This window comes from Streptomyces nanhaiensis, assembly GCF_046614825.1.
Taxonomy (GTDB): Bacteria; Actinomycetota; Actinomycetes; order Streptomycetales; family Streptomycetaceae; genus Streptomyces; species Streptomyces radiopugnans.
The window spans coordinates 1-8874 of sequence record NZ_JBKJFM010000203.1 but is presented as its reverse complement, the minus strand read 5'-3'; the positions used below and the strand labels follow the sequence as shown (position 1 = coordinate 8874).

Annotated in this window: 9 protein-coding genes; 1 reads left to right on the top strand and 8 read right to left on the bottom strand. The window is 77.0% G+C overall.

Translation table 11 applies throughout. The features are described from left to right. Positions 1-427: 427 nt before the first annotated feature. Entirely contained in the window at positions 428-1009 is a 582-nt protein-coding gene (locus ACLIYP_RS27750; protein WP_412715844.1) for a TMEM165/GDT1 family protein, read from the top strand. A gap of 169 nt (positions 1010-1178) precedes the next feature. On the opposite strand, the gene ACLIYP_RS27745 is transcribed toward ACLIYP_RS27750, so the two are convergent. The 8 genes from ACLIYP_RS27745 to ACLIYP_RS27710 form a co-directional block, all read right to left on the bottom strand. Beyond that, positions 1179-1916 (bottom strand): HAD-IA family hydrolase, encoded by a 738-nt coding sequence (locus tag ACLIYP_RS27745; protein WP_412715843.1) that lies wholly within the window; start codon positions 1914-1916, stop codon positions 1179-1181. Between the two features lie 147 nt (positions 1917-2063). Then, positions 2064-2936 (bottom strand): peptidoglycan-binding domain-containing protein, encoded by an 873-nt coding sequence (locus tag ACLIYP_RS27740; protein ID WP_412715842.1) that lies wholly within the window; start codon positions 2934-2936, stop codon positions 2064-2066. Positions 2937-3064: 128 nt separating this feature from the next. Then, positions 3065-3436 (bottom strand): antibiotic biosynthesis monooxygenase family protein, encoded by a 372-nt coding sequence (locus ACLIYP_RS27735; protein WP_093654826.1) that lies wholly within the window; start codon positions 3434-3436, stop codon positions 3065-3067. A 258-nt stretch (positions 3437-3694) separates the two neighbouring features. Next, positions 3695-4291: a hypothetical protein gene (locus tag ACLIYP_RS27730; RefSeq protein WP_412715841.1), complete on the bottom strand. Its 597-nt coding sequence runs from the start codon at positions 4289-4291 to the stop codon at positions 3695-3697. Then, positions 4288-4983, bottom strand: a complete 696-nt coding sequence (locus ACLIYP_RS27725; protein ID WP_412715840.1) for a GAT domain-containing protein — start codon at positions 4981-4983, stop codon at positions 4288-4290. Before ACLIYP_RS27725 ends, ACLIYP_RS27730 begins: the two co-directional genes overlap by 4 nt. A 36-nt stretch (positions 4984-5019) precedes the next feature. Further along, positions 5020-5982 carry an ECF transporter S component gene (locus ACLIYP_RS27720; protein WP_412715839.1) on the bottom strand — a complete coding sequence of 321 codons (963 nt, stop codon included), beginning with the start codon at positions 5980-5982 and terminating at the stop codon, positions 5020-5022. Then, a complete protein-coding gene (locus ACLIYP_RS27715; protein ID WP_412715838.1) occupies positions 5979-7649 on the bottom strand; it encodes an ABC transporter ATP-binding protein in 1671 nt (556 codons plus the stop codon). The genes ACLIYP_RS27720 and ACLIYP_RS27715 overlap by 4 nt, the downstream gene beginning before the upstream one ends. Further along, positions 7646-8827 (bottom strand): energy-coupling factor transporter transmembrane component T, encoded by a 1182-nt coding sequence (locus ACLIYP_RS27710; protein ID WP_412715845.1) that lies wholly within the window; start codon positions 8825-8827, stop codon positions 7646-7648. Before ACLIYP_RS27710 ends, ACLIYP_RS27715 begins: the two co-directional genes overlap by 4 nt. Positions 8828-8874 lie beyond the last annotated feature (47 nt).

Genomic DNA, 8874 nt, shown 5'->3' with positions numbered 1-8874 from the left:
AGGGCGGTGCGCGCCTCGCGGCCGCGCTCCTGCCCGCAGACCCGGCGGCCGGGCCCGGGCCCGGGTGGTGCGGCGTGCTGCGGGGCGGGACGGCCGAGGCCGTGGTGCCGGTCACACCGCCGGGCGGGTGCGGGCGGCGTCCCGGCGGCGTCCCGGCGGCGGGCGCGGGGAGGCGCGGGGCATCACGTAGGCTGGTCGGCGTCTGAAGGGGAGTAGCTCTTCGCCGGACCGTCGACATACTGGCCGCGCCGTACCCGTACGGCCGGCCCGGCGCCCGGAGCCGGTGCCCGCGCACCGTGCCAGCGAGACCTTCGGCCGCAGTGTCCACGGCTTCACACAAGCCGCCCACGACGCTGCCGTGCCGAAGCGTGCTCGCCCCCGCGGGCCCCTCGGCAGGGCGGCCCGACCGATGAGGGGTCCCTCTCGCATGTTCAGCATCACCGCCGCCGCAGTGACCTTCGGCGTCGTCTTCCTCGCCGAACTGCCCGACAAGACGGCGCTCGCCGGACTGGTGCTCGGCACCCGCTACCGGGCCTCCTACGTCTTCGCCGGCGTCGCGGCCGCCTTCGCGCTGCACGTGGCGCTGGCCGTGGCCGCGGGCAGCGTGCTGACCCTGCTGCCGCAGCAACTGGTGCAGGGGATCACCGGCGCGCTGTTCCTGGCGGGCGCGCTGATGCTGCTGCTGAGGAAGGACGACGGGGACGAGGAGATCCGCAGGCCCTCCGACCAGTCCTTCTGGAAGGTGGCCGCCAGCGGCTTCATGCTGATCCTGGTCGCCGAGTTCGGCGACCTCACCCAGATCATGACGGCCAACCTCGCCGCCCGCTACGACAACCCGCTCTCGGTCGCCCTCGGAGCGGTGGTCGCCCTGTGGTCGGTCGCGGCCATCGGCATCCTGGGCGGGCGCGCGCTGATGCGCCGGGTGCCCCTGCGCCTGATCTCCCGGATCGCGGCGTGCGTGATGCTGGTGCTGGCCGCCCTCAGCTTCTACGAGGCCTTCACCGGCTGACCGCCCGGACCGGTCGCGGGCCGGGCGGCCGACCGGCCGGCCCGCGACCGGCGGTGCCCCGGCCGGGCGGCCGGGGCACATCGAGTGATCACGCCCCCCACCCGGAACCGGCGGGGAGGAAGGTTCCAGGCGGGGGGCGTGCGTTCTGGGGAGGGGAGGCGGCGCGGGCTCAGCGGGGCCCGGGCCCCGGGTGCAGGCGCAGTCCGCCGCCGGGCAGGGGCTCGACGCGCACCCCCTCCAGCGTCGGCACGTGGGCCGTCGGCCCGAAGGCCGCCGCCCGGGGCCCGACGCCGACCACCCGCATACCGGCCGCGCGGCCCGCCGCGACACCGGCCTCGGAGTCCTCGAGGACCACGCAGTCCTCGGGCGCGAAGCCCAGTTCGGCCGCGGCCTTCAGGAAACCCTCCGGGTGCGGTTTGCTGGCGCCGACCGACTCCGCGGTGATCCGCACCCGCGGAATCCGCAGGCCCGCCGCGTTCATCCGGGCGGTGGCCAGGGGGACGCTGGCCGAGGTCACCAGCGCGTGGGGGAGGTCCTCGATCGCCGCGAGGAAGGCGGCTGCGCCCGGTACCGGCACGACGCCCTCGGTGTCGGCGGTCTCCCGCTCCAGCAGGCGCCGGTTCTCGGCGTGGTTGACCTCCATCGGGCGGCCGGGCAGCAGTTCGGCCATCGTGGCGTAGCCCTGCCGACCGTGCACCACCTTCATGACCTCGTCCCCGTCCAGGCCGTGGCCCGCGGCCCAGTCGCGCCAGACGCGCTCGACGGCGGCGTCGGAGTCGACCAGGGTGCCGTCCATGTCCAGCAGCAGCGCGCGGGCCGTCAGCGGTGCGGCGGCGGCCGTGCCCGCCGGGTGCCGGGCGTCCCGGACGTCCTGGGCTTTCGGGGAGTCCGGGGTGTCCGAGGGCATGGCGGGTGGCTCCAACTGCTGGGAAGGCGGGACAAGTGGCCCGCCCGCCGGGTCAGGGGCCCCCGCGGTCAGGCACGGGGAACGGGCGGAGCCACTTTGTTCCTCTACGATACAAAGCAATCCGCGTTTGCGCCACCCCGCCCGGCGTCAGCTTCTCTGCGTGGCCCTCTCCAGGGCGCGACGGGTGTGCGGCCCGTAGACGCCCTCCGGGTCCCCCCGCACTCCGTACCAGGTCTGGAACGTGGACACCCCGTCGGTGACCTCGCCGTCGTACACGCCGTCCAGGCCGTGCTCCCGGGCGTCGTAGGTGCCCACGGAGGCCAGCCGGTACTGCAGTTCGGCGACCTCGGGCCCCGAGTCGCCCTCGCGCAGGGTGCGCGGCCGGCCGTCGCCGTCGTCGCCGTCCCAGCCGCCGTCCCAGTCGCCCCCGCCCGGCGTGGTGGGGGCGGGGGGCGGCGCGGGGGCGGTGCTCGTGGACGCCTCGGCGGTACGGGGGGGAGTGGAGGGCGAGGACGGCGTGCGGGTCTGCGACGGACTCGCGGAGGGCGAGGTGGAGGGGGAGGGCGAGGCCGTGGCCGACGGAGAGGCCGAGGGGGACGCGGAGCCGTCGCCGGCGGACTCCTCGCCCTTGCCGTCGGTGGGCACCACCGCGGTCGGGGCGCCGCCGCGGTCGCCGAACCGGGCCTCGTCGAAGGTGTCGTCCCCCCGCGTGAACAGCCCGGCCACCAGTACCCCGGAACCGACCACGGCCACCGCGGTGCCGCCCACGGCCAGCGCCAGGCCGCGTCCGATACGGCGGCGCGGGGCGGCCCGGCCACCGGTCACCAGCGGCAGGGGCGCGGTGTCGCCGTCCGCGTGCCGGGCCCCCTCGGGGAACATCGCCAGGTCGGCCGGGTCGGGGCCCCGGTCCGGCTGCGCCACCGGCCGCGGCAGCACCTCGACCTCGGCGCACCGGCAGCTCGCCCGTCCGGAGTCGTCCGCGGGCCTGTGGCATATGGGGCAGATGGGCGTATCCGCCACTGCGAGCTCCCCTCCCTCAGAAAGTGCCACAGAGGTTACTGGATGCCCTCCGCCCCCTTTGTACCCGCCGGTCACCTCCGTCCCGCCGGGCCCCGGGGCCTCGCCCGGGGCCCGGCGGGACGGGTCGCTCAGTCCTCCGTTCCGGCGGTGTCCGCGGCGGGCTTCGGGGCCGCCTGCTGGACGACCTCGAAGGTCCAGACGGTGGAGTCGGACGCAGCCGGGCCCCGGCCCGCGCCGCCGCCCGGACGGCCGCCGCCACCGCTGCCGCCGCCCTGGTGCGCCGACTTCATCGGGCCCGACATCCACGCCTGGAACGCGGCCTCGTCGCGCCAGCGGGTGTAGACGAGGTACCGGTCGGTCCCCTCCAGGGGGCGGAGCAGCTCGAACCACTCGAAACCGTCGGAGGACTCCACCGCCCCCGCCCGGGAGGCGAACCGCCGTTCGAGTTCCTCCCGCTGCTCGGAGGGGACGGTCAGGGCGTTGATCTTCACGATGCTCATGCCCCCATCGTGCCTTCCGCCCCGGTCCGGAGGTGCGGCGGCACGGCGGTCGTTCCGGCTTGTGGTGCCGTGCGGCGGATGTCCCGGACGCGGACGGACGGCCTTCTCCGCCTCCGTTCGCCCGCGCGGGCGGCGTACGGACACACGGCGGCGGCCCGGCCCCGATGAGGGCCGGGCCGCCGAGGGCGCCGGGTTCGGCCGGGCGGAGGGCGCCGGGCGCGGCTGCCGTGGTCCGGCGGTCGCGCCACGGCCCGCGGGTCACAGCCGCATGAGCCGGTCGGCGGCGTCGCGGTACTCCCGCAGCGCCCTGCGCAGATCCTCCGTGCGCTCCGCGGAGTCCTCGCCGCGCCAGGGCTCGCGCAGCTCGCGGTGGCGCTCGGTGAGCAGATCGGTGATACGGCGGGAGATCTCCTCGAACACGGCGTCCGCCTCCTCGACCGAGCGCCGCGGCCCGTCGACGAAGCCCGTCACCGCGTCGTGCAGCCGCCTGCCGAACCGCTCGCGCTCCTCGGGGGTCAGCAGACCCGCGCCGCCGTTCCCGCCCTCCGGGCGGTCTCCGTGCGCGTCTGCGCGCGGGTTCCCGCGCGCCGGTGCCGCCGCTCCCGCTCCCGCTCCGGTTCCCGTTCCCGGCCCCGTCGTCCCGGCGGCCGTCCCGGTGCTCTTCCCGAGGGGCCCGTGCGGGGAGGCGGCGGAGGCGCCGTGCCCGTCCGCCCGGTCGGCGGCCCCGGTCGCAGCCGCCGGTGCCACCGGCTCGGGCCGGTCGACCGGGGGCGCGTCGTCCGTCCACTCGGGCCGGCCGGCGCGGTCGGCCAGCGGGGCCCGGCGTTCCTGGGGGATGTGTCCGTTCGTGCTCATGCCCTGCCTCCGGAGGTGTCGTGGCGGCGCGGCGCCCCGGGGAGGTGCAGCCGCTCGGAGAGGCGTCCGTGGCCCCGCGATCCGGTGCCGTCGGCGTGAGCGCGGTCGCGGTCGCGGCCGTGCTCGTGCCGCGGCCCGCCGCCGTGCGAGTCGTGCGCGGACCGCTCCATCAGGTCCTCGTACAGGGCGCGGGCGTGCACCAGCGCCTCGCGCAGCCGCTCGGTGTCGGCCTGGCCCTCGCGGGCCAGTACGGCCACGGCGTGCACCTCGCGGTATCCCTGGACGCGCCGGGGGTGGTGGACGGAGAGCGCGGAGACCTGCTCGTCGTACCCGTCGCCGGGGAAGCCGCGTGCCTCGGCCAGCCGGCTCAGCAGCCGGTCGGCGGTGGCGACCGCCTCCACCGGCGCGTCCACGAACCGCTCCTGCACGGCGACCCACTGGGTCTCGTACTCCTGGCGCTCCTGCGGGGTCAGCGGCTTCGTCCGCAGCTCGCCGTGGCGCTGGAGCCGCTCCCGCAGCTCCCGTTCGGCTGCCTTGGCGTCCCCGTTGTGCTGGGCGACGGTCCGCTCGTACTCGGGGCCGAACCGCCGCTTCACGGAGCGCGGTCCGCCGCCGCGCCTGACGATGAACAGGGCGATCGCGAGGACGACGACCGCCGCCACGATCAGCGTGATGATCAAACCTGTGGACATGGCTCGCCTTCCACGAGTGTCCCCTTGCTCGGGCTGTCAACTCTCCGCGTTGCCGCCCTCGCTGCGCGCAAACGGCGCCCCGGTGAACGCGGCCGGGGCGCCGAACGCCGCCCGGCGCGTGGCGCGGCGCAGCGCCCGCAGCACCGTGCCGCCCACGGTGAGGGTGAGCACCACGGTCAGCAGGGCGCGGGGCAGGTCCCAGCCGAGGGAGGTGGCCAGGACGTAGGCGGTGAACTTGGCCAGCTTCACCTCCAGGGGGTCCCCGGGGACATGGGAGATCCCGCTGGCCAGTCCGCTGATGAACGGCCAGCCCTGGAGGTTCATCACCACGCCGTACAGCACCGAGGCGACGGCCCCGTACGCGGCGAGCAGCGCCAGCTCCCGGCGTCCGCGCAGACTGTGGGGGCCGGGCAGCAGGCCCGCGCCCATCGCCACCCAGCCCATCGACAGCATCTGGAACGGCAGCCACGGCCCGACCCCGCCGGTCAGCAGGGCCGAGGCGAACATCGACACCGCGCCCAGGACGAATCCGAACCCCGGCCCCAGCACCCGGCCGGAGAGCACCATCAGGAAGAACATCGGCTCCAGGCCCGCCGTCCCCGCCCCCAGCGGGCGCAGCGCGGCCCCCGCGGCGGCCAGCACGCCGAGCATCGCGACGGCCTTGGCGTCCAGTCCGGTGTCGGCCACGGCCGCCACCGCCACGGCCAGCAGCAGCGGCAGCAGCGCCGCGAACAGCCAGGGCGCGTCCCCGGAGTGGGCCAGCCCGGAGGCGGAGTCGGCCAGCAGCGGCCAGCCGAAGGCGGCCACGCCGATGGCCGAGACGATGCCCAGGGCCGCGGCGGAGCGCGGCCCGATCCGTACGGCGCGCACCTGGCGGTCGGTGCGGTCGGTGCGGTCGGTGCGGTCGGTCCGCGCCCGGCGTCCGGCCCGTTCGGCCCGTTCGGCGCCGGAGGCGCCCTCGGCGTCCGGGGTGTTCGGGGTGCCCGAGGCGCCGGTCATACGCCCGCCCCCGCTTCCTCCAGCGCCGCCCGCACCTGGCCGACCGTGAGCCAGCGCCGGGGGGCGAGGATCTTCGCGGTCTGCGGGGCGAAGGCGGGGGAGGAGGTGACGACCTCGGCGCTCGGGCCGTCCGCGACGACCTCGCCGTCGGCCAGGATCACCACCCGGCGGGCGAGTTCGGCGGCGAGTTCCACGTCGTGGGTGGCCAGGACGACGGCGTGGCCGTCCTCCGCCAGCGCGCGCAGCACACCGGTCAGCCGCTCCTTGGCCGCGTAGTCCAGGCCGCGCGTCGGCTCGTCCAGGAGCAGCAGGGGAGGGGCCGCGGTGAGGACGACGGCGAGGGCCAGGGCCAGGCGCTGGCCCTCGGACAGATCGCGCGGGTGGGTGCCGTCGTGGACGTCCGGCAGCAGGGCGGAGACCAGGGCGCGGCAGGTGCCGGGCTCGGCGCCCGCGTCGCGGTCCGCGCCGGCGCACTCGGCGGCGACGGTGTCGGCGTACAGCAGGTCGCGCGGGTCCTGCGGCACCAGGCCGACGTGGCGCAGCAGTTCGGAGGGCCGGGTGCGGTGCGGCACGGCACCGCACGCGCCGCCCAGGCGCACCGTGCCGCGCGCGGGCTCGTACATGCCGACCAGGGTGTTCAGCAGGGTGGACTTGCCCGCGCCGTTGCGGCCCATCAGCGCGATCGTCTCGCCCGGCCGCACCGTCAGGTCGACCTTCTCCAGGGCGGTGATCCGGCCGCGGCGCACGGACAGGGAGGAGACCTCGGCCAGCGGTTCGCCGCCGCCCGGTCCGCCGGATCCGCCCGGCCCGCCGAGGCCGGCGGGCGTCTCCGGTGTCTTCGCAGGCTCCAGCCTCTCCAGCCGCTCCCGCAGCCCCGCCGCCCTGCGGCGCGCGTCCCGCACCGACAGCGGCAGCGGGGACCAGCCGGCCAGCCGCCCCAGGGCGACGACGGGCGGACGGACCGGCGAGAGCGCCATCACCCCGGCCGGATCGCCCAGCACCGGCGCGGCGCCGGGCGCGGGCAGCAGCAGCACCTGGTCCGCGTACTGCACCACGCGCTCAAGGCGGTGCTCGGCCATCAGCACGGTGGTGCCCAGGTCGTGCACCAGCCGCTGGAGGACGGCCAGCACCTCCTCGGCGGCGGCCGGGTCGAGCGCGGAGGTCGGCTCGTCCAGCACCAGCACCTTGGGGTGGGTGGTCAGCACCGAGCCGATGGCGACGCGCTGCATCTGCCCGCCGGAGAGGGTGGCCAGGGGGCGGTCGCGCAGATCGGCCAGGCCCAGCAGGTCCAGGGTCTCCTCGACGCGGCGGCGCATGGTGTCCGGCGGCAGGCCCAGGCACTCCATGCCGTAGGCGAGTTCGTCCTCGACGGTGTCGGTGACGAAGTGGGCCAGCGGGTCCTGGCCCACGGTGCCGACGACGTCGGCCAGTTCGCGCGGCCGGTTCTCGCGGGTGTCGCGGCCGTCCACGGTCACGCGGCCGTGCAGGGTGCCGCCGGTGAAGTGCGGCACCAGCCCGGAGACGGCGCCCAGCAGCGTGGACTTGCCCACGCCGGACGGGCCGACGACGAGCACCAGCTCGCCCTCGGGCACGGTGAGGTCCACCCCGTGCACGGCGGGGGAGGCGTCGTCCCCGTAGGTGACGGAGACCTGGTCGAAGCGGATCATGCGCGGGTCGTCTCCTTCGCCGGCGGGGTCTGCCCGGTGCGGGAGACGGACCCGGCGTCGGTTTCGGTTCGGGGGGCGGGTACGGGGGCGACGAAGGCCGGGAGCAGCCCGGCCAGTACGGCCGCGGCGGGCCACAGCGGCAGCTCGGGCGCGGTCAGCGGCACCGGGGGCGGGTCGAGGGCCTCCGGCAGGCGGGCGGCGGCCCGGACCACGGCCGCGCCGACCGCCGCCCCGGACGCCGACACCAGCCAGGCGCGCGCCCCCCAGCGGTCGGGCCGGTAGCGGCTGCGCACCGCGCGGCGCCCGCCCAGCCACAGTCCGCCGAGCGCGGCGGCCAGCCCGAGCAGCAGCACCGGCAGCCCGAAGGCCGCGCCCTGGGCGGCCAGCAGCCCGTACGTCCCGGCGCACACGCCCAGCAGCCCGCCCAGGGTGAGGGCGGCGGTGGTGCGGCGCACGGCGTGCGGCACCCGCGCGGTGCGGCCGTAGCCGCGCGCGTCCATCGAGGCGGCCAGCGCCACCGAGCGCTCCAGCGCGCCCTCCAGGACCGGCAGCCCGATCCGCAGCACCGCCCTGATCCCCTTGTCGTCGCGGCCGCGCAGCCGGCGGGCGGCCCGCAGCCGGCGGACGTCGGCGATCAGATGGGGGGCGAACGTCATCGCCACGACCACGGCCATCCCCGCCTCGTACAGCGCGGCGGGCAGGGACTTCAGCAGCCGGGCGGGGCTGGCCAGGGCGTTGGCCGCGCCGACGCACACCAGCATGGTGGCCAGCTTCAGCCCGTCGCGCAGCGCGAACACCAGTCCCTCGGCCGTGACCCGGCCGCCGATGCGCACGCCCTGCGCCCAGTCGGGCAGCGGCACCTCGGGAAGGGTGAACAGCACGGTGGTGCCGGGGATCGGGGAGCCGAGGAAGACGGCGAAGAACAGCCGGATCACCAGCACCGCCAGGGCGATCTTCAGGAAGGCGCCGTAGCCGCGCGCCCAGGGCGCGTCGGTGCGGCGGGCCGCGACGACGTACGCCGTGACGGCGATGATCAGCGCCAGCAGCAGCGGGTTGGTGGTGCGGGAGGCGGCCGTGGCCAGCCCCAGCGCCCACAGCCACCACGCGCCCGCGTGCAGCGCGTTGGAGCGCGTCGCACGCGGGGCGCGCAGGGCCGACAGGGACCGGCGGAGGGTCATGACCGGCGCCGGCGGGCCTGCCAGGCGGCCGCGGCGGCGAGCACGGC

Excerpts from the sequence above, each read along its gene's own strand:
- ACLIYP_RS27710 (WP_412715845.1), bottom strand. The coding sequence starts at position 8,827 with ATGACCCTCCGCCGGTCCCTGTCGGCCCTGCGCGCCCCGCGTGCGACG.
- ACLIYP_RS27725 (WP_412715840.1), bottom strand. The coding sequence starts at position 4,983 with ATGTCCACAGGTTTGATCATCACGCTGATCGTGGCGGCGGTCGTCGTC.
- ACLIYP_RS27720 (WP_412715839.1), bottom strand. The coding sequence starts at position 5,982 with ATGACCGGCGCCTCGGGCACCCCGAACACCCCGGACGCCGAGGGCGCC.
- ACLIYP_RS27750 (WP_412715844.1), top strand. The coding sequence starts at position 428 with ATGTTCAGCATCACCGCCGCCGCAGTGACCTTCGGCGTCGTCTTCCTC.
- ACLIYP_RS27735 (WP_093654826.1), bottom strand. The coding sequence starts at position 3,436 with ATGAGCATCGTGAAGATCAACGCCCTGACCGTCCCCTCCGAGCAGCGG.
- ACLIYP_RS27715 (WP_412715838.1), bottom strand. The coding sequence starts at position 7,649 with ATGATCCGCTTCGACCAGGTCTCCGTCACCTACGGGGACGACGCCTCC.
- ACLIYP_RS27745 (WP_412715843.1), bottom strand. The coding sequence starts at position 1,916 with ATGCCCTCGGACACCCCGGACTCCCCGAAAGCCCAGGACGTCCGGGAC.
- ACLIYP_RS27730 (WP_412715841.1), bottom strand. The coding sequence starts at position 4,291 with ATGAGCACGAACGGACACATCCCCCAGGAACGCCGGGCCCCGCTGGCC.